The sequence below is a fragment of the Metabacillus sp. 22489 genome, from assembly GCF_052044855.1.
Taxonomy (GTDB): Bacteria; Bacillota; Bacilli; order Bacillales; family Bacillaceae; genus Metabacillus; species Metabacillus niabensis.
The window spans coordinates 14,280-37,961 of the sequence record NZ_JBQENT010000002.1 but is presented as its reverse complement, the minus strand read 5'-3'; the positions used below and the strand labels follow the sequence as shown (position 1 = coordinate 37,961).

General features: G+C 34.5%; 26 protein-coding genes. 18 read left to right on the top strand and 8 right to left on the bottom strand.

All coding sequences use genetic code 11. From position 1 onward, the window contains the following. Positions 1-26: 26 nt before the first annotated feature. Positions 27-179: a hypothetical protein gene (locus ACTJJ9_RS01335; RefSeq protein WP_440768365.1), complete on the bottom strand. Its 153-nt coding sequence runs from the start codon at positions 177-179 to the stop codon at positions 27-29. Between the two features lie 1,172 nt (positions 180-1,351). On the opposite strand from ACTJJ9_RS01335, the gene ACTJJ9_RS01330 reads away from it, so the two are divergent. Continuing rightward, complete coding sequence (locus ACTJJ9_RS01330) at positions 1,352-1,744, top strand: DUF3997 domain-containing protein (protein ID WP_174879519.1); 393 nt, start codon at positions 1,352-1,354, stop codon at positions 1,742-1,744. A 208-nt stretch (positions 1,745-1,952) separates the two neighbouring features. Then, positions 1,953-2,813, top strand: a complete 861-nt coding sequence (locus ACTJJ9_RS01325; RefSeq protein WP_440768428.1) for a metallophosphoesterase — start codon at positions 1,953-1,955, stop codon at positions 2,811-2,813. 355 nt (positions 2,814-3,168) lie between these two features. Here ACTJJ9_RS01325 and ACTJJ9_RS01320 read toward each other — a convergent pair whose 3' ends face one another. Both ACTJJ9_RS01320 and ACTJJ9_RS01315 read right to left on the bottom strand, forming a co-directional pair. Then, entirely contained in the window at positions 3,169-3,816 is a 648-nt protein-coding gene (locus ACTJJ9_RS01320; RefSeq protein ID WP_145581668.1) for a hypothetical protein, read from the bottom strand. Between the two features lie 274 nt (positions 3,817-4,090). Further along, the gene (locus ACTJJ9_RS01315; RefSeq protein WP_255451857.1) at positions 4,091-4,348 is read right to left on the bottom strand and encodes a hypothetical protein; all 258 of its coding nucleotides are present in this window, start codon (positions 4,346-4,348) and stop codon (positions 4,091-4,093) included. Between the two features lie 190 nt (positions 4,349-4,538). On the opposite strand from ACTJJ9_RS01315, the gene ACTJJ9_RS01310 reads away from it, so the two are divergent. The 3 genes from ACTJJ9_RS01310 (at position 4,539) to ACTJJ9_RS01300 (ending at position 6,650) form a co-directional block, all read left to right on the top strand. Continuing rightward, positions 4,539-5,444 carry a hypothetical protein gene (locus ACTJJ9_RS01310; protein WP_255451858.1) on the top strand — a complete coding sequence of 302 codons (906 nt, stop codon included), beginning with the start codon at positions 4,539-4,541 and terminating at the stop codon, positions 5,442-5,444. A gap of 153 nt (positions 5,445-5,597) precedes the next feature. After that, the gene (locus tag ACTJJ9_RS01305) at positions 5,598-6,479 is read left to right on the top strand and encodes a helix-turn-helix domain-containing protein (RefSeq protein ID WP_145581669.1); all 882 of its coding nucleotides are present in this window, start codon (positions 5,598-5,600) and stop codon (positions 6,477-6,479) included. A gap of 27 nt (positions 6,480-6,506) precedes the next feature. Next, positions 6,507-6,650, top strand: coding sequence for a hypothetical protein (locus ACTJJ9_RS01300; RefSeq protein ID WP_186324184.1), 144 nt, complete (start codon positions 6,507-6,509; stop codon positions 6,648-6,650). Positions 6,651-6,724: 74 nt separating this feature from the next. Here the strand turns inward: ACTJJ9_RS01300 and ACTJJ9_RS01295 are convergent, their stop codons facing one another. Then, complete coding sequence (locus ACTJJ9_RS01295; RefSeq protein WP_145581670.1) at positions 6,725-7,480, bottom strand: AAA family ATPase; 756 nt, start codon at positions 7,478-7,480, stop codon at positions 6,725-6,727. 441 nt (positions 7,481-7,921) lie between these two features. On the opposite strand from ACTJJ9_RS01295, the gene ACTJJ9_RS01290 reads away from it, so the two are divergent. After that, positions 7,922-8,470, top strand: coding sequence for an RNA polymerase sigma factor (locus ACTJJ9_RS01290; protein WP_095299336.1), 549 nt, complete (start codon positions 7,922-7,924; stop codon positions 8,468-8,470). Beyond that, the gene (locus ACTJJ9_RS01285) at positions 8,433-9,167 is read left to right on the top strand and encodes a hypothetical protein (protein WP_145581671.1); all 735 of its coding nucleotides are present in this window, start codon (positions 8,433-8,435) and stop codon (positions 9,165-9,167) included. The genes ACTJJ9_RS01290 and ACTJJ9_RS01285 overlap by 38 nt, the downstream gene beginning before the upstream one ends. 221 nt (positions 9,168-9,388) lie before the next feature. Here the strand turns inward: ACTJJ9_RS01285 and ACTJJ9_RS01280 are convergent, their stop codons facing one another. Then, complete coding sequence (locus tag ACTJJ9_RS01280) at positions 9,389-10,036, bottom strand: GntR family transcriptional regulator (RefSeq protein ID WP_145581672.1); 648 nt, start codon at positions 10,034-10,036, stop codon at positions 9,389-9,391. 450 nt (positions 10,037-10,486) lie between these two features. Here ACTJJ9_RS01280 and ACTJJ9_RS01275 point away from each other — a divergent pair, with 450 nt between their 5' ends. The 8 genes from ACTJJ9_RS01275 to ACTJJ9_RS01240 all read left to right on the top strand — a co-directional run bounded on the left by ACTJJ9_RS01275 (position 10,487) and on the right by ACTJJ9_RS01240 (position 17,375). Beyond that, a complete protein-coding gene (locus ACTJJ9_RS01275; protein ID WP_145581673.1) occupies positions 10,487-11,422 on the top strand; it encodes a phosphate/phosphite/phosphonate ABC transporter substrate-binding protein in 936 nt (311 codons plus the stop codon). Next, complete coding sequence (gene phnC, locus ACTJJ9_RS01270; protein WP_170944275.1) at positions 11,422-12,234, top strand: phosphonate ABC transporter ATP-binding protein; 813 nt, start codon at positions 11,422-11,424, stop codon at positions 12,232-12,234. Before ACTJJ9_RS01275 ends, phnC begins: the two co-directional genes overlap by 1 nt. Beyond that, complete coding sequence (gene phnE, locus ACTJJ9_RS01265) at positions 12,227-13,024, top strand: phosphonate ABC transporter, permease protein PhnE (protein ID WP_145581674.1); 798 nt, start codon at positions 12,227-12,229, stop codon at positions 13,022-13,024. The genes phnC and phnE overlap by 8 nt, the downstream gene beginning before the upstream one ends. A 24-nt stretch (positions 13,025-13,048) precedes the next feature. Continuing rightward, complete coding sequence (locus ACTJJ9_RS01260; RefSeq protein ID WP_145581675.1) at positions 13,049-13,843, top strand: ABC transporter permease subunit; 795 nt, start codon at positions 13,049-13,051, stop codon at positions 13,841-13,843. 21 nt (positions 13,844-13,864) lie between these two features. Beyond that, entirely contained in the window at positions 13,865-14,611 is a 747-nt protein-coding gene (locus tag ACTJJ9_RS01255) for a tyrosine-protein phosphatase (protein ID WP_145581676.1), read from the top strand. 148 nt (positions 14,612-14,759) lie between these two features. Beyond that, entirely contained in the window at positions 14,760-15,611 is an 852-nt protein-coding gene (ant(6), locus tag ACTJJ9_RS01250) for an aminoglycoside 6-adenylyltransferase (RefSeq protein ID WP_145581677.1), read from the top strand. 468 nt (positions 15,612-16,079) lie between these two features. Beyond that, on the top strand, positions 16,080-16,235 hold the full coding sequence (locus tag ACTJJ9_RS01245; RefSeq protein WP_170944277.1) for a hypothetical protein: 156 nt from the start codon (positions 16,080-16,082) through the stop codon (positions 16,233-16,235). 237 nt (positions 16,236-16,472) lie between these two features. Continuing rightward, a complete protein-coding gene (locus ACTJJ9_RS01240; RefSeq protein ID WP_145581678.1) occupies positions 16,473-17,375 on the top strand; it encodes a sensor domain-containing diguanylate cyclase in 903 nt (300 codons plus the stop codon). A 189-nt stretch (positions 17,376-17,564) separates the two neighbouring features. Here ACTJJ9_RS01240 and ACTJJ9_RS01235 read toward each other — a convergent pair whose 3' ends face one another. Together ACTJJ9_RS01235 and ACTJJ9_RS01230 are read right to left on the bottom strand one after the other, a co-directional pair. Continuing rightward, positions 17,565-18,491, bottom strand: a complete 927-nt coding sequence (locus ACTJJ9_RS01235; protein ID WP_145581679.1) for an ABC transporter ATP-binding protein — start codon at positions 18,489-18,491, stop codon at positions 17,565-17,567. Further along, positions 18,491-19,180, bottom strand: a complete 690-nt coding sequence (locus ACTJJ9_RS01230; RefSeq protein WP_145581680.1) for an ABC transporter permease — start codon at positions 19,178-19,180, stop codon at positions 18,491-18,493. Before ACTJJ9_RS01230 ends, ACTJJ9_RS01235 begins: the two co-directional genes overlap by 1 nt. 181 nt (positions 19,181-19,361) lie before the next feature. On the opposite strand from ACTJJ9_RS01230, the gene ACTJJ9_RS01225 reads away from it, so the two are divergent. The 3 genes from ACTJJ9_RS01225 (at position 19,362) to ACTJJ9_RS01215 (ending at position 22,553) form a co-directional block, all read left to right on the top strand. Beyond that, a complete protein-coding gene (locus tag ACTJJ9_RS01225; protein WP_145581717.1) occupies positions 19,362-20,468 on the top strand; it encodes an SGNH/GDSL hydrolase family protein in 1,107 nt (368 codons plus the stop codon). Between the two features lie 146 nt (positions 20,469-20,614). After that, a complete protein-coding gene (locus ACTJJ9_RS01220) occupies positions 20,615-21,145 on the top strand; it encodes a sigma-70 family RNA polymerase sigma factor (RefSeq protein WP_145581681.1) in 531 nt (176 codons plus the stop codon). Beyond that, entirely contained in the window at positions 21,138-22,553 is a 1,416-nt protein-coding gene (locus ACTJJ9_RS01215) for a DUF4179 domain-containing protein (RefSeq protein WP_145581682.1), read from the top strand. The genes ACTJJ9_RS01220 and ACTJJ9_RS01215 overlap by 8 nt, the downstream gene beginning before the upstream one ends. Positions 22,554-22,637: 84 nt before the next feature. On the opposite strand, the gene ACTJJ9_RS01210 is transcribed toward ACTJJ9_RS01215, so the two are convergent. Next, the gene (locus tag ACTJJ9_RS01210) at positions 22,638-23,531 is read right to left on the bottom strand and encodes a 3-hydroxyacyl-CoA dehydrogenase (RefSeq protein ID WP_440768364.1); all 894 of its coding nucleotides are present in this window, start codon (positions 23,529-23,531) and stop codon (positions 22,638-22,640) included. Between the last annotated feature and the right edge of the window lie 151 nt (positions 23,532-23,682).

Sequence of the window (23,682 nt, the reverse complement as noted above, 5' to 3'; positions counted from 1 at the left end):
AAAGACCTCCTAAAAATGGCGGTCTATTACTTGAATAATTTGCCTAATAATTTCCCTGTTGCTTTACCAGCTGCACGACGAGCAACACGTTTTCCTATAGTTCCTCGTTGTACTGCATTAACATCTCCAAGTAGCTTTGCGAATCCGTACAAAAATTTGCGGAACTTATTTATTGACATAGCTTTCCCCACTCTTTCGTAAAGTACATTTACCTTCTCCTTATGTTAACATTTCCACATTTTTTTGTTTATTCCTTCCACAAATTAATTGTGATAGACTGGTATGGTGAATTTAAAACAATGGTAAGATAAAGATAGAGAGTAAATAAATTATTGACCACTGACCACCAAATTGACCACGTATTAGCAATAACAATATATAATTTTATAGATTTTATATATAGCTATAGTTTATTTAATAAGATTCACTTAGTAAAAATAAAAGGTTTTGTAATTGTATAGAGATAAAACCAAATACGGCGCATGTTGAGGCGGTTGCGAAGTTAGTGTTGAAGGTGTAGCCCGAAAATAAACATTTCCTATTAAGACCCCGATTTTTGAAAATAAACTTTTCAGATTTCGGGGTCTTTTTCATGCCGATTTCTTATCTTTACTCGGTTTTCCTATTTAACTCTGGAAAAAATGTGAAAAATAGGTGGGAAACGGCTATTTTTTTCATTAAAAATGTTCCATATAGGATTTCGGAGCAAAATTTTTATTTTAATTCAAACGTTGAAATGATCGGTGAGGAAGGGGTCTTTAGTAAGAGTTTAATAATAGGAAGAGATTGACTTAAATTTATATTCATATAGCTTAATTGTGGATTGAAAAGAATAAGAGGTTGTAGCTTTTTAAAAGGGATTTTAATATATTGAGTGTAGGGAACTATAAGTAATATATTATATTGATATAATTCTATTTTATAAAATTAAAAATTGACTACAATCAATGACTAGGGGGATTGTTATTAATGTCATCCAAAATCCAACCAGAAAGAATTCATTAGATTCTTTGATAGTTTTTTTCTTTTTCTACCTGTAATCCTATACATTACAAATTTTATAATATGTCGAATTTTTCCTTTCGGAATTGAAAAAAATCTGAAGCTTGTTAGACAAGGTAGGTATATGAAGATAATTATAAGAGCTTTTCTATAAATATATTTATAATAAGGAAGAAAATGGTATAATGGATGAAAATATCCAAACTAAGGACATTCCTACAACGGAAACCAACATTATTATGTTACCCTTAATTCCTCCTCGAAAATATGCTTGTTTTAGTAAATATCTAATTGGAAAAATATGATTATATGTATTAGTCAAAAGAGAATTTTTGAGGTGGTATATTATATGATTAGCAAAAAATACATATGGGTATGTCTATTGTTGTTATTATGTATTTGTTCTGGTTGTGCTGGTGCATCAGATTATGAAATAGATCTTCCAGGTAATTTATCTATTAATAGATTGTCAGCAAATGAAGTAAATATTTCCCCATATGAAGGTGACAATGTTTGGGGGACACCGATTGTTCCAACAAAGGTTACCCATGTTGGGTGGGACAATAGGTATATTGTAGCTATACAACAAGAAATCTCGGAAACTGATAATATGAAATATTGGATTATTAACATTAAAACGCAAGAAACAATAGGTCCATATTCAAAAGCTGATTATGAATTACGAACTAAAGAATTATTACTCGATAATATAGAGATAAAAAAATTGGAAGAGTATAGATAATTATGCTGATAAGACTTGTAAAAATTAAGGGGGAATTTTGATTTCTCGAGAGTGTTCAAAAACCTGAATAATGCCTGCTTAATTAGAGTACAAACAAGTTTTTGATATTTAATGCAGAAGTTTGTGTTTGGAATGAACTTTATTATTGAACTAAGAATGGAAAATTGCTTATCAATAATTTATGGATTAATAAAATTAAAGGAGATAAATATTGAAGAAAATACCTAAAAAGAAAAGTCTATACTTTTTTATTGTAATAGTTTTGTTAATTTTCTTTTTTTACTTTCAAAATAATTCAATTGTAACAAGTACATATACCATTAAATCAGATAAACTTCCAAATAACTTTAATGGATATAAAATTGTTCAATTATCCGACCTACATAGTAAGTCTTTTGGAAACAACCAAAGTGAATTAGTTAAAAAAGTGAAAAAGATAGAACCAGATTTGATTGTATTTACAGGTGACTTAATAGATTCAGACAGATATGAGGAGAAACCTAGTCTAATTTTGATGGAAAGATTGGTTCAAATTGCACCAGTATATTATGTGACAGGTAATCACGAATGGTGGTCAGGGAAATTCAATACATTAGAAGAGAAGCTAAAAAGCATCGGTGTACAAGTGATGCGAAATACAGCAAAAGAAATTGCTATAGGAACTGAAAAAATACAACTTATAGGAATTGATGATCCAGTCAATGTAGATGAATCGTATGCAGAAGGTGCAAAAATGGAGGAAAATATCACGAATTCAATAAAGGGAATAAATGAAGAAACTAATTATCAAATTCTATTATCACATAGACCAGAAAGATTCTCTCTTTATAGTGAATATGGATTTGATGTTGTTTTCTCAGGTCACGCACACGGTGGACAATATAGAATTCCTTTCGTTGGTGGTTTAATTGCTCCTGACCAAGGATTATTTCCAAAGTATACATCTGGGAAGTACAAATCAGATAATACGACAATGATTGTAAATAGAGGACTTGGAAACAGTATTATACCATTCAGGATTTTTAATCGACCAGAAATTGTTGTAGTGATATTGAGTTCTGGTAAATAATTAGTCTAAGTAATGAACGAACTTTTGAGCTAAACGGATACGTTAACTAAGGAAAGCTGCCCAGGAAAAACCTGACAGTCAAAAGTTAAATTCATAGATTTCCATTTACTAATATAAATTGGTCCACCTTTAAAATTCCCTTTGCTCTTCCACCTTTAGCATTTCCTTTTCTATAACGTATCCCTTTGATAAGCTTCTCTATTCGGGAGTCTCATATCTCGAATAAAATGCCTATAAATCATCTGTAATCTTTAACATAGCCTTTGTTTAAATAATACACACCAAAATAATAATGTTATATTTGAGCCGAATGGTCTTTTTCCGTTAAATAGGAAACCTATTTAAATAGAGAATCCTATTTTTCCCGCGTCACAACTAAATCAATCCGACTGTTATTTATTCTAAATTCAACATCATTGTTTGGATAAACTGGTGCAGTATCCCCGAAGCTTTTTGCTGAAAAGGAAATGTGGCTTAATTTCTCCTCATTAGAAAATCTTTCTAACAATTTTTTTGCTCTTGCCTCTGTTATTTCATTAATCTTTTCTGATGGAGCATCCATATTGTGTAAGTGGGCTTGTATTTCGATGCTTGTTTTAGCTGGTAGGGTAGCTAACGCCTCTACGATGTTGGAAAATTTTTTTACGGCTTTTTCATAAACCTTTTGATGTCTATAGTAGGAGGCTGTTTTATTGTCTCCAATTTGCTCATAATATTCGGCTGTTTTATAAAAATCTGGAGTGTTGATGTCGAAAATCTCGGTATCTAGAATTCGGATGATTGCTGAGTCTTTCTCATGAATGAGCTTATAAGATACATTTTTTATCACAATAAGCTGATAGTTTGCTTCAATTAACGGCTTATTTCCAACTTCAACTTCATTTCCTTTAATGATTGGGAGTTCAACTGGTTTCGTCTCGATTTCTTTGCCTTTATCGCTACATGCAGCTACGAGAAGAAAGCCCGTTAGAATGAAAGCTCCTTTAAAGAATCTGTTTCTCATGTTAGAGGTCTCCTTATTTTAAGGGATATTTTGTTTGCGAGGTATGGTATTCTATTTTCTATTATCTTATACTTTTCTCTAAACTTAAATATGAAATTTACTATATTTGGAATTTTGTTGATTTAGAGAATAGAATCTGTGTATATTCTAATAAAGTAGTAAAGTTGACGATGTTGATAGAAAAAGTGATGAGGAGAGTAGTGTCATCTGGCTTTTATGAGTCGAAATAAACCTGTAGAAGAGCAGGAAGCTACCTAGCTCTTCATAATGGGAATTATTCCTCTTTACTAAAATAATCGGATAATTGGCGATTTAATCGTTCCAATTGAATCAGTTGTGAATGTGGAAATCCATCTGTATTTGTCTTTTGCGAACACATCTGGCAGGAACAATGTACTTTCCCTTTCGCAAAATATCCAGGGAAACGAGAGCGCCATCCATTTTGTTTTGCGATTTTTGCTTTACGCTGAATGACTCGTTTTCTATGGTGCCGATAATAGGCACGACCTCGATTTTTATGATGTGGTTTCATTTACCATCACACTCCTTGGGATAAGGCTCAGCCTGTAAAAGTCCCCAAAGAACGATAAAACCATTACAGGCTGAGTATGATGGCAATAAAATTAGTAAGAAGGTTCAAGGTAAATCACACCTTTTGTGAAAGATTTACATCTATTATATATCAAACACACCATAAGGATCATTATGAAGAGTCTCAATGTTTGTCAACATGTAGAGATGAATTTTTTGAATCTAACTGTCTAGTATTTAAATACAAGGAGGGGAACAAGATCGAATTATTAGAATTGTATTATAAGAAATATACAAATACTGTACAGGCATCTGATTATGTAGATTGGGCAATCGCTTATTTGTATATGGATGTACTTGAGATTAATAAATTAGCTAGTATGGGAATGAATCGGGAGCTCAATTTGTTTGAAATAGAGGAGATGTTTGCAGCTGCCATGAAGGCATTACTTAGAGAACCGCCTACGAAAAAACAATGCTTAGACTACCATTTGAAACAGCTTCATTCACAGTTGCTACAGCCGAATAAACATGCTATTTCGATTGTTAAAGAGATTTATAAATGCATCATTGAAAATGAGTTATTTGTGGAACAGCAGAAGTGGCAGGAAATTAGCGATATAATTGATGATTTCCAGTATGGGGATAATATTCATGGCTATACAAGTGATAATTTGAATGAAATGATTATGGCACATGCACGTAAGCTATGGCATTTGAAAATGAGTGAAATTTCCTTTGAACGTATAATTGGACAAAGAGTTATCGCAATTGATACAAAGACCGATTTTCTCATTGAGCTGGAAAAAGGAGCAATTAAAATTGAATGCCCATGGAGAATTCGTGATGCTGATGGAATAGTGTTAGGAGAAACAGATCTTCAATCTAACGAGAGAGAATGGAAGACGATCAAAGATCTACTAGTTGGCAAAAAAATTGAAGATGTTCAAGCGCTCGAACAATGTCCACTTCTCATCGTGCAATTTGGAAATCTATTTTTAGATGTATTTCATGCAAGCTCTAATTTTGATGGCTGGTTTATTACAGATAAAGAGGATTTCTTCTTGTTTTCCATGCATGGTGGAGAACTTGTATAATCGCTTGAAGACTGTGGTTTATCAAGGAAAGAGGGAGAGTACCCCTCTCTTTTTTTATGTTGAAAGATTGATTTTGAAGAGGTTTAAACAAAGCAAGATAAATCAAAAAAAGACTTGTTTCTTTTGTTATCTTAATGGTAAGGAGGTTCGGAAATGAGTTACAGTCCCATCATACAAGAGACAATTGAATATATTGAGAAAAATTTACATGAAGAACTAACCTTAGAGAACACTGCCCAGCATGCTGGATTTTCAAAGTTTCACTATCACCGCATTTTTCAAAAAGAGGTTGGTGTCACTGTATCTGAATATATTCGCTATCGAAGAATTGCAAATGCAGCCAATCTGTTGCTTTATTCAGATGAAAAGATTATTGATATTGCTCTGTATTATCGGTTTGAATCTCAAGAATCATTTACTCGTTCCTTTAAAAAATATTATCAATTACCACCAGGACAGTATCGGAAAATTATGAGCAAATTAACTATTCAAAGGGAGGAAGTTATGTTGAAAAACGAACAGTTAATTAACGGCTGGCAATTAAGTGGTAGTCATCCATTTAATTATAAAATGGGTATTGACCGAGAAATCTTTCATAAAGGGAAGGCATCAGGATTTTTAAAATCAGTTACAGTTGAATCTCATAATGAATTTGCCACAATGATGCAGCAATTCAAAGCAGATAAATTCGTTGGCAAACGATTAAAATTATCAGGCTTTTTAAAATCACAAGATGTTAATGGATTTTGTGGATTTTGGATGCGGGTTGATGATTCTCTTGGGGATGTATTGCAATTTGATAACATGGGGGATCGGCCGATTGTAGGTAATAATGAATGGAATCATTACAGTATTGTTTTAGATGTACCTGAAAATAGTGCAGTTATTGCTTTTGGCGTATTGCTTTCAGGAAATGGAAAAGTATGGATCGATGAACTGAAGTTTGAGGAAGTTGATGAACGGATTCCGACTACAAATTTAGACTTTTCAGGTTACCTACTAGATGAGCCGACAAATTTATCTTTTGAGGAATAGAGATGAAATTGTTTAGGGGGTAAGATAATGTCTACTGATAGAAAACAAGTGGTAACTATCGGATTGGGTCTCTTTATAATGGCGGGTATCTTTCTAGCAAAGTTGTTTGTTGGAAATGCAATAGTCAGTTTTTTAAGGGATTATTTTCTTAAAGTAATTGATAGTTTTTAAATAGGATTCAGCCTGTAATTGTATGAATCAAGTTGGCGTATGACTTCTACAGGCTGGGTATTATCTGAATTTGGTTACTCATTGAATAGGTGGTGGAGGATTCTATTTCTATCATCGAAAAATTGCTTCATAATATGATAGTGGCTCGTTTCTTCGAGTGTTGTTTCCTTTGCACCCTCATCTGTAAATTCGATAATCTTCGAATTTGGATATGCCATAATGATCGGAGAATGGGTGGCAATAATAAATTGTGAATGTTGACCGACTAATTCATGGATATGTGCTAGCATCGATAGCTGTCTTATAGGTGATAAGGCAGCCTCAGGCTCATCTAATAGATAAATGCCATTGCCCCGGAAGCGATTCATAAATGTAGCCCAAAACGACTCACCGTGTGATTGCTCATGAAGTGATACTCCTCCGAATGAATCAATAATTCGCCCACCTGGTGCTGGTTCACTATCTAATTCTTCAATGTGCGTTGCGACATTATAAAAAGTTTCTGCACGAAGGAAGAATCCATCCTTTGGCTTTTGGATTCCTTTTACAAGTTTAATATACTGTTCTAATGAAGAGTGAGAGTCATAGGTCGTAAAGTTAAAATGAAATGACCCTCCTTCTGGATTAAATCCTGCAGCAATTGCAATTGCTTCTAATAAGGTTGATTTACCCATCCCATTTTCACCGACAAGATAGGTTACATTTGGATGAAGCGATAATTCATCCAATGTTTTAATGCTCGGTAAATGAAAGGGATATGTATTAAAGGAACGAACTTTTTCACGTTCAAGTCTTAACCCTCTTATATAGTGGCTCTTTGAATTCTCCATCGAAACTCCTCCGTTATGTTGCATTTCCTCTTATTACCAAATGATAACATATTATGATCGTGGATTAATGAAACAATCGAAAAAATTGATAGGAAGATTCCTTTTTAATCATTATAATAAGCTGATGGTAACAATATCTAGGGCAACTGTTTTTATCACTAAAAAAACAGGTGAATATATGGAACAGTTCAATCGAATATAAGAAAATATAATGGAAGTTAACTATAAATTATCATTATTTAAAAATGAAAACATTTGAAGAGAAAAATGCTAATGCTATATTTACGTACTGGATAGAAAAGTCTATTTTAATAAATTTTTTTATAGGCCCTTTAGAGATTTAAGGGTCTTTTTTATTATGTGAAGAAATTGCAAAAAAAGTAAAACTTTTAATAGAGATGGACGTCTAAACATTGAAATTTTATTAAATGGGGGATATGAGTGTCAGATAATAGAGATGAAGAAATATTAAAATTGTATGAGGATTTTAATGAACCAATCTTTAAGTATATTTTTATGATGATTCAAGATTATCAGTCAGCAGAGGATTTAAGGCATGAGACATTTATCAAGGCATTTGTTCATTATGATTCGTTTAAAGGGAACTCACAAGTGAAAACGTGGCTATTTAGTATTGCACATAATGTAACAATAGATTTTATTAGGAAGCGAAAGCCGCTCATGTTTTTTAAAGAGGTCTTTTTCTTAAAAAGAGATGAGCATCCATTACCTGATGAATTGATCGAAATAAAAGAAAGTTCGTATGAGCTTTATGAAGCATTGGCGAGATTAAAGGATTCGTACAGGGAAGTCATTATTTTAAGGAAAATAAAAGAATTCACGATTGAAGAAACAGCGGCAATTTTAGGGTGGTCAGCAAGCAAGGTGAAGTCAACATTGTTTAGAGCAATACAAGCATTGGAAAAGCAGTTAATGAAGGAGGGGTATGTTCATGAAGGAACAATTCGAGAGAAGTATGCTAGACATTGATTTATGTAGGTTAGAAACAGATATTGTATGGAAACAAGCGAATAGTGAAGATTTGAAATTTAAGCTTGTAAGGGATATGAAAAAACGACATATAAAATCAAAGCTATATTATTTGTCTACTTACTTTGTTCGAATAAGTGCATGTGCTGTCGCATTAGGAATAGCATTTATTCTTATAAAGCAGGATGATTTTAAAGAACACACAACCTCACACGGTTCATACCAGAGTGATCTATCTTCATTCGATGCAGAGGATCAAGTGGTTTTTTTCACTAGAGCGGAGCAGGAGCTGACGAAATCGGTAAATGGGGTTGAAACAGTGATTTTGTCTGGAGAAGCAACCGTGCCGTTAAGGATTCCTACTATAGAGGAGAAACCTGAGATTATCGCGAGGAAAGAAAATCAACATGTTTTAGTAAATGTCAATTATTTGCTTATGGGAGGTACGAAGCTATCTATTCGTTCGGAGCTTAATCATGAGGGGACTGCCAGAGAAGCATATGAAGCTTTAATGAGAAGGCACTTTAATACTGGTCAGCAATTAATGATATCGGATCATCAGGCGATGCTTGTTAAGTCAGAGGATGATGGATTACAGCAATTGGTTATTGTTGGTGATGAATGTATTTATTACATTGAAGGTGGACAAAGTAGTGATGATTTAATTCGGCTTGCTGAATTGATTACATTCTATTAATAAAATGCTATGAGAAAGAAGTAGGTGTGAAATACAGCCGTAAACCTGAACAAGTGAGAGGGGAATTTTTGATGCTATAGTTTGCCCCTTGTGAGAATAGCGGTCCAAAGGAGACCCCACAGGCACGCAGTGGGGAGGCTTTTGGACCGCATTCTTTTTTTAAATGGACTTTTTTCAGTGGCCTTGTATTCGTTAAAAACCGTGGTCCAATTCATTTATGGCTATATGATTCCTCTTGTGATAAATCGCTTTAAATTATAGGCGTGATATTCCTTTATAACTGTTTTCGCATGCTCGTATTTCTTTGCAACGATTGCTTCAAATATTTTTGAATTGATTTCGTTTGCAGAATAATGCTTTTCGTTTGGCCTTAGCTTCCAGTTAACCATAGCAATTCGCAACGTTTTGTCACGGAACGAATCGTAGGTTTGTAGCATTACATGATTATTTGTTGCTTCAATTATCGTCCGACCAAATAGAATCGTTTGCTGAACATATTCATAATAGTTGTCGTGCTTTTCCGCGTTTAGTTGATTTTCCAGATGTAGCTGAAGCTTTTCTAAATTAAATGTGGAATTTCCCTCATTTACTAAATCAATAGCAAAACTACTCATACAGTTATTCAGTTCGTTAATTTCAAATAGCTCCTTGTAAGAAAGTTCCTTTACAAGAATTCCTCGATTTTTTAATGTAACAATAAAACCCTCTGAGTCCAAACGGAGTAAAGCATCCCTTATTGGTGTTCTGCTCATTTCCAATTCCTTTGATAGTCCGTTCTCTGATAACACATCTCCTGGTAGATGTTTTCCGGTAATAATTTTTTTACGAATTTCCTGGTATGCTTTTTCTGCCAAAGATTTCGATTGCATACGTTTATTTCCTTTCAATGAATTTATAAATTCTTCTTCAAATATACAGAATCTAAATTAGTAAAACTCCATAGGAGCTTATAAAAAAGCACAAAAATTATTTAACAATTACTTTAAAATCTTATCATTATTTTAGTTGTATACAAGATGTTTTTATAAAAAATTCCAATTTTAGTTATTAAATAAGATGGGCCGATTATCAATTTACAATTATTTTCTAAATCTTTACACAAGGAAAATATCCACTTAATAATCGGTGTGTATATTGTTCATTGAGAGTTGTATACAAGTTGAATACCACTAAGAGGAGGAGAAACGAAGCCTTTAGTAAAGATAGTGAAGAAGAAAATATATGTGACGATACTTAATAGAATGATAGGAACCAACTTAATCGAAGCAAGTACCAAATCATGATTGTTCGATAAATTTTAAAAGGAGACTGACAAAACAATGAATAAAATATCAAAATTCTTTTTAACTGTTGGACTAGTTTCTACTTTGGCGGCATGTGGCAATGAAGGGAGCTCATCGTCCGCTTCCGCTAATACGGAAAACAAAGGGTGGCCAGAAGAAATTACGTTGGTACAAATGCCGAATGAAAACAATCCACAAGCGGCTTCTCTGCATACTCAGCTTAGAGAACATCTTTCAGAAGAATTAGGGATTAAAGTAAATGAGCTAGAAGGAGGCAGCTATGCTGTAGGAATTGAAGCGATGGCGAGCGGGAATTTAGATGTGATGCTAGCTTCGCCAATGAGCTATTATCAAGCGAAAGAACGTGCGGGAGCAGAATTACTCGTTTCACCTCAAACATCATCAGAGAAACATAACTATTATACGGCCTTTATTACACAAGGGGACAATGAAAAGATTAACAGTATGGAAGATTTAAAAGGGACGAACTTTGCATTTGTAAATGCGGCATCTTCCTCAGGCTATCTTTATCCAAAAGGAACATTGGTTCAAGAATTTGACCTTGATCCAGATTTAGTCGAACAATCAGACTACTTTTTCGAAAATGTAACCTTTTCAGAATCACATCCTAATAGTCTTATGGGAGTGGCGATGGGTGACTTTGAGGCAGCGGCAGTTGCTGCTAGTGTCATCGATAGCATGATAGAAGCGGGAAATATTAAGGAAGGGGATATTAAGGAAGTAGGTCGTACAGCGGATATTCCCGATGCATCGTATATTGTTCGTGGTGATTTACCTGATGACTTCAAGGAGTCTCTAAAGGAAGCGTTCATTTCATTTGAAAACGAAGAGTACTTTGAAGCGATTCATGAGGATCCAAAAACGCGCTTTGTTGCAGTTGAGCAGGATTATTACGATCCAGCAATTGAAATGCTTGATGCCATTAATGCTTTAGAGGAAGTGCAAGAATAATGAAGCCATTATTATCGATTAAAAATTTAGTAAAAGTGTATGGGAAAGATACTCGTGCTTTGAATGGAATCTCATTAGATTTTTATCCAGGTGAGTTTATTGTCGTAATAGGACCATCTGGTGCTGGAAAATCGACTTTTATCCGCTGTATTAATCGACTTGTGGATCCGTCAGAGGGAGAATTGATTTTTGATGGACTTCATATGGAGAAGCTGAGTGGGAGGAAATTGCGAAAACAGCGAGCACAAATAGGGATGATTTTTCAGCATTATAATTTAGTTGGCAGAACAAATGTAATAAAAAATGTTCTCCATGGCCAATTAAGTAATATTCCATTATACAAGAGCTTACTTGGGCTCTATCCATATGAAGATAAGAAGGAAGCAGTTGAACTGCTAAAAAAGGTTGGCCTTGAGGACCAAATTTATAAAAGAGCTGATGAGCTATCTGGTGGACAAATGCAGCGGGTCGGAATTTGTCGAGCTATCTTACAGCGACCAAAGCTGCTGCTTGCTGACGAACCAATTGCTTCGCTAGATCCAATATCAGCCAATATTGTTATGCAGAAGCTTCATACTATTTCAATCGAAAAGAAATTAACGTGTATCGTGAATCTTCATCAAGTGGACTACGCAAAAAAGTATGCAACTAGAATTATTGGGATTAAACAAGGAATGGTTGTCTTTGATGGAGCACCTTCCCAATTAACAGATGAGATGGTTCGGAACATTTACGAAGGAAAAGAATCACAAATGACACTCCAAGCTGACAATCATCCGGTGTCATTGGCTGTGGGGCAAAACAATGAATAAAAAGAGTGTGTATAAGATCCCAATTGAACAAAACGATTATAAAAAAATCGTTGCGATTGTGCTTATCATTATGGCAGCTCTACTATTTTCCGTCATTTATCTGGAAATCTCAGTTTTAGAAATGCTTATGGGACTGCCTCAATTTGTGATGTTTTTCTTTGAAAAATTTCTTCCAGCCAATACGGACAATTTAAAGCAATATATTCCATCAGTAATTGATACACTTGGCTATGCGATTATCGCAACCTATTTTTCTACGATATTAGCGTTTATTTTTGGCATCTTGATTTCTGAGAATACGAATAAGTTTAAAACGTTAAGGGTATTGACCCGTGGTTTTGTATCGGTTTTGCGAAATATTCCTTTTATTATTTGGGGCTCCTTACTCGTTTATATTTTCGGTCTTGGTGGGATTGTTGGTGTTTTGGCATTAATACTGGTCACGATCGGGTTTTTAAGTAAGAGCTATGCCGAATCAATTGACGAAATATCCGGGGATAAGCTTGAAGCGTTACGTGCCAATGGGGCTTCTTATTTTCAAATCTTGTTCCATGGAGTGATTCCACAGTTTGTTCCTGCATGGATAAATTGGACGTTATTTTCCTTTGAAATTAATGTCCGTGCCTCCGTTGTTTTAGGATTAGTCGGTGCAGGAGGAATAGGTGTTTTAATCGATACAAACATAAACCTATTTAAATATGGTGAAGCATTAACGATTATTGCTGTCGTTGTCAGCATTATCCTGCTAACAGAATTTGTAACTAATTCGATTCGTAAACGTTTCATTTAACTTATTGTAAGGGATTGAATCAAAATGAATCATATTCGAGTCACTTCAAAGGGAAGTGTCATTAAAGCGATATTATTTGTTTTTATTTTAGGAGCTGTGTTTTTTACAGCTATAAGCTTAATTAACTTAGATATGACTAAATTTTTTGAACGGCTAGAAAATGTGCCTGGAGTTCTAAGTAATATGATGGCCATTGATTTGTCGGTTATTCCAGATGCACTTTTAAGTATTGTGACAAGTCTAGCATTGGCTTTTTTAACATTAGTTGTCGCTGTTTTTGTAGCGATGCTGTTAAGTTTTTTAGCTGCGTCTACGATTACACCAAATCGGTATTTAGCGATTTTTATTAAAGGTTTTTTTGCCATAATCCGTGCTGTTCCTTCCCTTGTCTGGGGATTAATGGTGATTGCAAGCTTAGGATTTGGTTATACGTCGGGCTTTATTGCGATGCTGCTCCCAGCCGTAGGTTATCTTTTTAAAAGCTTTACAGGGAGTATAGAAGAGGTTGGCAGTGAGATTATTGAAGCGATGAGGTCAACCGGGGCCTCCTGGTTAAGCATTATCTTTCATGGATTGCTTCCGCTTTGTATAACTTCTTTTGTCTCCTGGATTACAGTTCGGTTTGAGGGCAATGTTGAAGAGTCCATTGGTTTAGGAATCATTGGTGTCGGAGGGATTGGTCTTTTATTGACACAGTCTATTAGTACGTATAATTACGGGCAAACAACGACAATTATCATTATGATTTGTTTGCTGATGTTTATGATTGAGCTTATGGCTACGAAAATTAAAAACAAAATAAAATTTGGGAACATTTGATCCTTAGGAGGACGTTCGTTAATGAAAAATGCAAAATTAAATTGGGTTCGTTTGCCACTAGATAGCATTGAAAACTGTCGGGAATTAGGTGGCTATAATACGAAGCATGGTGAACAAACAATGTGGCACGCTTTTTTAAGATCGGCGGATATGAGCAAGCTTACTAAAGATGACACCGAATTTTTAAAGGAGTACGGTGTGAAAACCGTCATTGATTTGCGTGGAGAGGATGAGATACAAACTCATAAAAATCCGCTTAAAGAAGAGAGCTTTTGTGCTTATTATAATATTCCATTTTTAACTAAGAATGTATCGGATATTACTTTTTCGACAGAAACGATATTTATGGGGGATTTTTACATTGAATTATTAGAGCAATGTGAGTCAGTGAAAAGGATTTTTGAAGTCATCGGTCAGGCTGAAGAAGGCTGCATCGTCTTTCATTGCATGGCTGGAAAAGATCGCACAGGGGTCTTGGCAATGCTACTGCTAGGATTAGCAGGAGTGGAGAAAAAGGATATTATCTCGAATTATGAAGTTACATATACAAACTTGGAATCGTTTCACGAGATGGGAAGCGTGAATCGGAAATTTCCAATCGAGCTTTTGTATTCTGACCGAGACTACATTTTAAAGGCATATGAGTATATTCAAAATACGTATCAAACATTTGACAATTATTTAATCGCAAAAGGTGTAGAACAGGAAGTAATCGATCGTGTCAAGGGTCGGTTACTAGGACTAAGTGAAACTGTGAAATCCAATTAATGCTTTAAAGACTTGAGAAGAAGTGCTAGTGAATTAGTGCTTCTTTTTTTATTTTGTCATTCTCTAGTCTTCCTGTATAGATTACACTTAATCATAAAGAAGTAGGAGCTAATTGATGGTTACAGATGATAAAAGGAGGACTAGTAAAATGAGAAGTGAACGAGAAATGATGAGTTTATTTGTTGAATTTGCAAAAAATAACGAACGAATTCGCTTAGTTACGTTGGAAGGATCACGGACGAATAAAAACATACCTCGTGATTCCTTCCAAGATTATGATATTTCCTTTTTTGTAACAGATATGAATTCCTTTAAAGAAAATGATCAATGGTTGGATTGTTTTGGGAAAAGAATGATGATGCAAAAGCCTGAGGATATGGAGCTTTTCCCTCCTGAATTAGGCAATTGGTTTTCCTATATAATTTTGTTCGAGGATGGAAATAAGCTAGATTTAACCTTAATTCCGATAGATGAGGTTGAGAATTATTTTTCGACCAGCGATGGGTTAGTTGAAGTTCTTCTTGATAAAGATGGTTTAGTCATAAACGAAATCCATGCTAATGACAGAAAATATTGGATAAAAGAGCCGACAGCGAGGGAGTTTGATGATTGCTGCAATGAATTTTGGATGGTTTCAACCTATGTAGTAAAAGGCTTAGCGAGACAGGAAATTCTTTTTGCCATCGATCATTTAAATGAAATTGCTAGGCCCAATTTATTAAGAATGATGTCTTGGAAAATTGGCCTAGAGCAGGGATATTCATTTAGTTTAGGCAAAAACTATAAATTTATTAATCAATATTTATGTAAAGAAGATTGGGAGACATTGCTTTCAACATATTCTGTTAATTCCTACAAAAATACGTGGCAAGCATTATTTACATGCTATGAGTTATTTAGAAAATACGCTAAATCTGTAGCAGGAGAGCTTGGATATACTTATCCTCATTATGATGAAGCAATTACAAAGTATACTCGAGAGATTTATCAATCGTATTAGAGGTGTAATAATGATTCATCCACCTTCATCCCCTTTTTGAACAAATAATAACGAATTAAGATTTTTCTACTATAAGAGGATGTTGTTTATAGAAGCAGCATCCTCTTATAATCTTGAAATTATGTCCTGTATTCATACTTCTTTAAAAATAAATGATTTTACTTTTTTAGAGAAAACAATACTTTCTGACTATTATTATTGAAAAAATATCATACTTTAAGTTGTTGTATTGGAGAAAAATTTAGGAAAAGATGTGAAAAAAGAAATATTTGTAGAGTTTTTGTAGAGGGGCTTTTGGTATATTTCGTTCAGTGTGTGGATTTTGGATTAGTCCTTTTAAAGTGATCGGGCGCTTTTTTATTAGTCCAAAAATTGAAAAGATTGGGGTGAGAATAATAAGTGGGGAAGGAAAAAGCTAATTTAGTAGTTTTCTTAACTGCAAGTTTTCTTAGCTAGAAGGAGTCCGTTATGTATAGGTGGAATTGTTGTATATACCCTACTGTCATGGCTCCACAAAATGCGGTAAGTATTGTTGATAATGAAAATGGTCCAGATGAAACAGATACACCAGTTGTTGTAGCAACTGATTATCTATATCTGCTGAGGAAGGGGAATGATTTTTAGGTAGTAACATGAAGTTTGAAGTTGCTGAAGGAAGTGCCACTACTTCTAAAAAAGCTAACTATTCTAGATAGTCTATATCCATTAGACAGTGGTCAGAACATCCTCGTGGAAATGGCCCTTCACAAAATGAACATACCTATTTTCCTATATAAGAAAACTTTGTCATCCCTTCCTAAAATGATACAATATATATTGTTGCATTTGTCTAACGATGTACGTAAAGGTGAGGTTGAATGAATGGCATATAAAGCAGCATATGATTTATTAAATTTAATCAATTTAACGATCGATGGAAAGATCCTTTTCTTGGGGAAAACGACTGAAGAAACCTTTACGATTATTCAATCGATAAATTTAGGTAATTCTGAAGTGACAATATCGGATATTCAATCAATGGATATTAAAGAATCGTATTGTCAGCAAATTTTCTTTGGTAGTCAAACACCTCTTATTATTAACGACACTCGTACTCATCCAATAACAAGCAAATTACCCTTAACTTCTGAACTAAACATCCGTTCCTATCTAGGTGTTCCAGTATTCTATCAAAATGGTGAAATGTACGGCACATTATGTGCAATAGACTCCAAAATATCAAACTTTACTGAAAAGGATATCAAAATTTTAGAGAGATTTTCTAAGCTTTTCTCATATGTTATTGAATTAGAAAAGCGAGTTAATCTTGATACATTGACTAACCTATATAATCGTGGCTACTTATTTGATAACTTTGACTATATTGCAGATAAGGGGACGCTTATGCTGCTTGATCTTGATGGGTTTAAACAAGTTAATGATAGCTATGGCCATGATGTAGGGGATTCAGTCCTGATGGAGATTGGTCAAAGATTAAACAAAATCAAACAATTCAATATCCCTTTTCGATTAGGGGGAGATGAGTTTGTCATTTTATTTCCAAACTTATTAGATAACAAAAAAATAGATGTGGCTGCAAAGCAGATATTAACAACATTATCTAACTGGGATAGCTTTAAATATCCAATTGATATAACTGTAAGCATAGGAATTGCTAAGTTCCCTCAGGATGGAACTGAATTGCAAAAAGTATTAAAGCATGCGGATATTGCAATGTACCGTTCGAAACAAAGAGGGAAAAATTCTTATATGTATTATGAATGAAGATCGAAAAAACGAGAACAAAGTCAACTTTTATAAGAGTTGACTTTGTTCTCGTTTTAACCATATTTAGATCTTTGTATGTTTTGAACCTTTCTTTTTATCTCAATCAATTTTGCCTACCTGTAAATGTATTTCCCAACAAGATTTACCACCACATATTCTTACTGAACCTCATGTTTTGATAACTTACTAAGCGCTTTTGTTGCTCGTGTTTAGATTAAGGAATATTTCTTCAAGAGAGGGCTCGTCAACTTCTATCCGATATACATCAATGTTTAATCTAGCAAATGCCCGGTGAATAATTGGGATAATCGATTCTTCATCTGCTACTAATGTCGTATATTCTGTATCCCATACGATATCCCTTGCAATTTTGCTAAAGATTTCGCTTAAAACTGTTTTCTGTTCGCTCGGAATTTTATGATGTTTCACTTTTACTGTCACTTGTGATTGATATTTTTTTCTTAATTGAGCCATGCTTCCTTGCTCTTGTATCATCCCTTTATCCATTATTGCAATTTCATCACATAGTTTTTCGACTTCATCTAAGTTATGGGATGTTAAAAATATTGTTTTTCCACTTGCTGCTACGCTTTTAATTAAGGAGTGAATTGTTAGAACGGCGTTTGCATCTACACCAGAGGTTGGCTCATCAAGAAAGACTAAATCAGGATTATTGATAAGAGCTTGAGCAATCCCTAGTTTTTTTTTCATACCGAACGAGTATTTTTTCGTTTTTGTTTTTATGGCATCTCCTAGTTCAGTTGCTTCTAACAGCTTGATTAAGTCTGCTTGGGAATGGGATACTCCTAATATTTTTCCGAAATACCGCAAATGTTCAATCCCTGTTAAATCATCATAAAAGGTTGAATAGTCTGGTAGAACACCAATTTTTTTCTTCACTTTATCATCTGTACCTTCTATTCCTAAAATTTTAAAGCTACCAGAGGTTGGCTTAATAATACCTGTTACCATATTAATAAAGGTCGACTTACCGGCACCGTTTTTCCCTAAGAAGCCAAATATATGCCCTTGGGTAACTTTTAAATCAACATGATTGACAACTGTACGAAATCCATAGGTTTTTGTTAGCTGATTTGTTTCGAACGCATACATTAAAAATCCCTCCTTCTATTAATGATGACACTTGTGATAAGAAATAAAAGCGTCCATATTGGAATGAAAAATACGTAAAAGGTTTCTTCCTGTCCAACGTAAAAATAAGGTGTAACGTAACTAAAGATTTTTAATACAATTAAATCTTTAGAAAGCATCCCCCAAAAACCGAGAATCGGAAAAGCGATTGATAGTGTAATACCGATAAACATACTTAGTCCAGGCTTGCTAATAACAGTCGAAAAAAGTAAGGATAGGGCAATAAAATAGGTAATGAATAAAAATGCTACGATTAAATCAAAAAAGTAAAACGTTTTAGAAAAAGGAATTAGCAATAGTAATGAAACGAAAATACAGATAAACCAGAAAAAGGAAATCCCCAAAAACTTTGCAATGACAATTTTATCTCTTGATAGCTTTGTTACTAAAAATCTTATTGTTCGAGAATGTGTCTCTCTATTTATCACATCATGTGATAGGCTTGTCACAAATAATGGACCGAGAACTAACAATAGAAAAAATAGTCCCGCCACATAGGCATTATCAAGACCAAACTCCTTTAACTCTGAGTTAAATTGGCTAAGTAACTTTGCTGTACCTAATGTCCCGCCAAGCAAAATGAAAATAATGATAATAGAACGAACGCTTTTAAAAAGGCTCTTGAATTCTCGTAAACAAATAGCTGTCATGTTAACATCTCCTTCCATTTCCTATTATATAGGGGGTGGATTATCACTACATGAAGGGGATATTAACAGAACCTTAATAAATAGGAAACGCGTTTAAGGAATATGTACAACTTGCAAATCGATTCATTATAATAAATAGTAAATAGACAGATAACTTTAGGAGTGGAATACGTTGCAAAATATGAAGATACATGCTTTAGCGAACATCGAACATTTAAAGGTCCATGGTCGAACAACAAATTCACTTTCACCATTAACATTGTTTTGGACAGGAAGTGCACTTGAATTAAATGCAAAAGGATCAGAGCTTTGGATGGAAGTTGAGGTAGATTACGATTTATATGAGCCATGGATAAGTATTATCATTAATTCGGCACCTGTTGGGAGACAGATGCTAACAAAGGGAAGATATTGGATTTGTCTTTTTAGAGGAATGAATGAAAGCGTTGTAAAAAATATTCGCGTTATAAGAGATGTCCAAGCAATGAACGGAGATGCAATCTCTTCATTACAAATACATGCTGTGAAATTTGATGGGCAATTTTTACCTGTTGAAGATAAACAATATAAGATTGAATTTATCGGAGATAGCATTACTTCTGGTGAAGGAACAATAGGAGCAAAGGCTGAAGAAGACTGGATTTCCATGTGGTTTAGTGCCATCGACAATTATACGGCTTTAACAGCGAATGCGTTGAATGCAGATTATCGGGTCATTTCTCAAAGTGGATGGGGAGTTTTAACAAGCTGGGATAACAACCCTAACTATAATCTACCTGACTACTATGAAAAAGTATGTGGTCTGCTTACTGGAGAGAAAAATGAAAGATTAGGAGCTTTACAGGAACATGATTTCGATGCGTGGCAGCCTGATATTGTTGTTGTAAATCTAGGAACAAATGACTGCGGAGCCTTCTATTCACCAGAATGGAAGGATGAAGCGACAGGAAAGATTTATAAGCAACGTTTGAATGAAGATGGTACGTTCAATGAAGAGGACGTAAAACGGTTTGAAGCAGCAGCAGAGAAGTTTCTTACTAAGCTACGAGCCTATAACAAAAAAGCACAAATTGTTTGGGCCTATGGCATGTTAGGTAACAAGATGATTCCGTCGATATACCGTGCTGTTGATTCGTATAAGAGGACAACAGGGGACCTTATGGTTTCAGTTTTTCAGCTTCCAAATATGACGGACGAAACAGTAGGTGCAAGAAGTCATCCAGGCAAGCTAGCACATGAAAAAGCAGCAGCTGAATTGTCAGCGTATTTGCAGGAGTTTTTAAAATAGTCGTTACATAGCTCGTTTTGTATCATCCCCGGAGTTTGAGAAGGCAGTCGTTTCGAACTCCGGGTTATTTTTATGAAAAAAATAATCCTTTATTGAAACTTTTTCTTTCCATCTTATCCACTAATAAGAAGAAGGGAGGAAAAGTAATGAGAGAAAAAGAACAGCGTTTAGTAAAAAAAGCGATTAAGGGTAATCGACAGGCCTTTGAAAAGTTAATCAAAGAGCATTATGAACAAATTTATCGGACGGCTTTTTTATATGTGCATAATGAGGCAGATGCTCTAGATGCTGTGCAAGAGGCGACATATCAAGCAATCATATCCATTCATACTTTAAAGAAACCCGAGTATTTTCTTACCTGGTTCACTAAAATTGTTATCCGTTGTTCATCGAAGATAATAAAGAAAAGAACGAATGTTGTACAAATGTCAGAAGAGGTGCAAAACCAACTTCAACAGCAACTTATTCAATATGATGATTCCATTCATATTTTGGATGCTGTTAGACAATTGAAAGAGAATTACCGAATGACAATTATTCTTTTCTACTATCATGATTATTCGATAAAAATGATTAGTGAGTTTATGGGGATTCCTGAAGGTACGGTAAAGACAAATCTAAGTCGAGGCAAGGCAATGTTAAAAAAGTATTTACAGGAGGAAGAAAGCTATGGGTGAAAAAGAGATAAAACATGCAATGGAGCAAATACCAGTTCCGAGAGATAAGGTATTCGAAGCAATAGATAGGGGTCTTAGGAGGGGGCATGAACAAAAAAAATTATCCAATAATAGAAAGCTCCTTATTAGTTCAGTCGCAGCATTATTATTAATTGGAGGAACAGTCATTTCTGGTTTTGTCCATCCTAGTATGAATAAAGTTCTTGCAAAGGCTCCTTTCATAGGTCAACTATTTGTCGATTTTGGGGATTCTTTAGGAATCAATCTTGCCAATCAGAACATGGTAACAGAGCTTAACCAAGCGTTAACAAAAAATGGTGTAACAGTAAAAATGACGAGTGCTTATTTTGATGGGAATGTGGTTTCAATAACTGGACATGTTAAAGGTGAGCTAGAGAAAGGACATAATGAGCCAGGTGAAATAAGCTTTGATGTCAACTTTGACAATAATCAGGGTGATCAAGATCCATGGCTAGATGGGAAAAGTACAGATGTAAAGCCTAATAAAGATGGATATGATTTTCAATGGATTATGGCATATCCTTATAAAGAGATTAGCGAAAACCTAACAGTTCCAATTTCAATCCATTCGATTAATGGGATCAAAGGTGAATGGAATTTTACGATTCCTATTTCTCAAAAGAAATCTAATTTGATTTCCTTCGATGAAGATGCCATAACATACCAAGAAGAAGGGGCAGCGATCAGTGTAAAAGAGGTAAGCATAGCCCAAGCATCTTCTTCTCTCGTATATGAAACGATTACGACCTATAAAGAGGATGCAATTGACTTTGTTAAAGTAATAGACAATAAAGGACGGATATTGGGGATAGAAGGAGGAACCATCTTATCTGAAGGGTATCAAGACGAAAAGTACCATAAAACATTACGAGGAACGACTAAAAAAATCGATAAAGATATTACAGCACTTACCTTCTATCCACAATTATCAATTGCAGATCCAAAAGTTGAACATTTACTCAATACTAATTCCTTTACATTAAAAAGCGAGAGAACAGACTTGATGTTAAAGGTTAATCAGGTTAAGCATGTTGGTGATAAGTTAACGTTAGATTATCAGTTATTAGGGCTACCATACTCATTAAGTAAACATAAGCTAGATTTAGTATCACATAATTTAGGTTATATGTTTACGTTAGTTGACAAGGAGTACGTAGATGAAATAGATAAGGATAACCCATTTCCACCTGAAAACCACAGTGTGTCAAGAAATACGGTTAAAATAATAGATAAAAAGAATGCAAGGTTTCGCTCAGAATTTCAGCTTAATGGTGAAGAAAAAATCAAACAATTTAAGTTGGAAAACACGGTTGTACAAGTAGATTTTACATCCTTAATTGAAGCAAAGCAGTTAAGACCATTTACTATTGAATTAAATCAAAGATAAATGAAATGAACGAACCTGATGAAGTTACAATAAGAAGGAGGGCATGAAGATGAGGGATTCCTCATCTCCATGCCCTTTTCTGTTTTATTGTAAAAAGTCAGGCTTCATATAGCTTGGATTTGGATAAGTATAAAATCCTTCACCAGATGCAGTTCCTAGCTTTCCTTTATCAATATATTCCGTTTTTAAGTATGCAGCTAATTTTTCGAATTCTTTTTTGCCTGCTTGAGCTTTACCGTTAGCGATATTATAGGCTGTAGTAATTCCAACTACGTCTAAAATGGCAAATGGACCTTTAGGAGAGCCTGTTGCGATCATCCATGTTTTATCAATTGTTTCAGGGGCGGCTACTTCATTTATTAATAGCATTTGGGCTGCCTCTAAAAGTGGAACTAATAGCGAATTTAAAATATAGCCTGGCTGCTCCTTTTGTAATGGTAAAGCGACCATGCCAATTGCTTTTGCAAATTCGATGACGTCTTGAAAAACATCCATATCTGTCCCAGGATGCTTCATAATTTCTGCTGTATTGTTTTTCCAAATTTCATTTGCGAAGTGGAGAGCAAGGAATTTCTCAGGACGGCCTGTTGCTTCTGCAAATTGACTAGGTAGCATTGTCGAGGAATTCGTAACGAAAATTGTTTTATCAGGTGCAACTTCTGCAAGTTGTTTGTAAAAATTGGTTTTAATATTTACAACCTCAGGAACAGCTTCAATAACGAGATCAGCATAAGCAACGGCTTTAGCTAGGTCACTATGAAAGGAAATTCGGTTAAAAGCATCATTAACTGCATCACCTGTTGCTCCTAGATCCTCCTGATAACGTTTTTTAAGCTTTGTGATTCTTTCCTTTGCACGTTCAATTGCATCATCATTAATGTCATAAATTGATACCACAAATCCTTTAAAAGCAGTTTGAAAGGCAATTTGACTGCCTAAAACACCACTTCCGGCAACTGTAATATGCTGATAATTCATTTTTATCCTCCTTTTTTACTGAATGTCTCCTTTATTATGTACATTCATCTTAAATACATGAGGAGTGATTATTACTATCTCTTGTAAGCGTAATATGCTATTAGTCTGGTATAATGACTGATAAGTAACAAGCTACAGAATAGGAGCAATA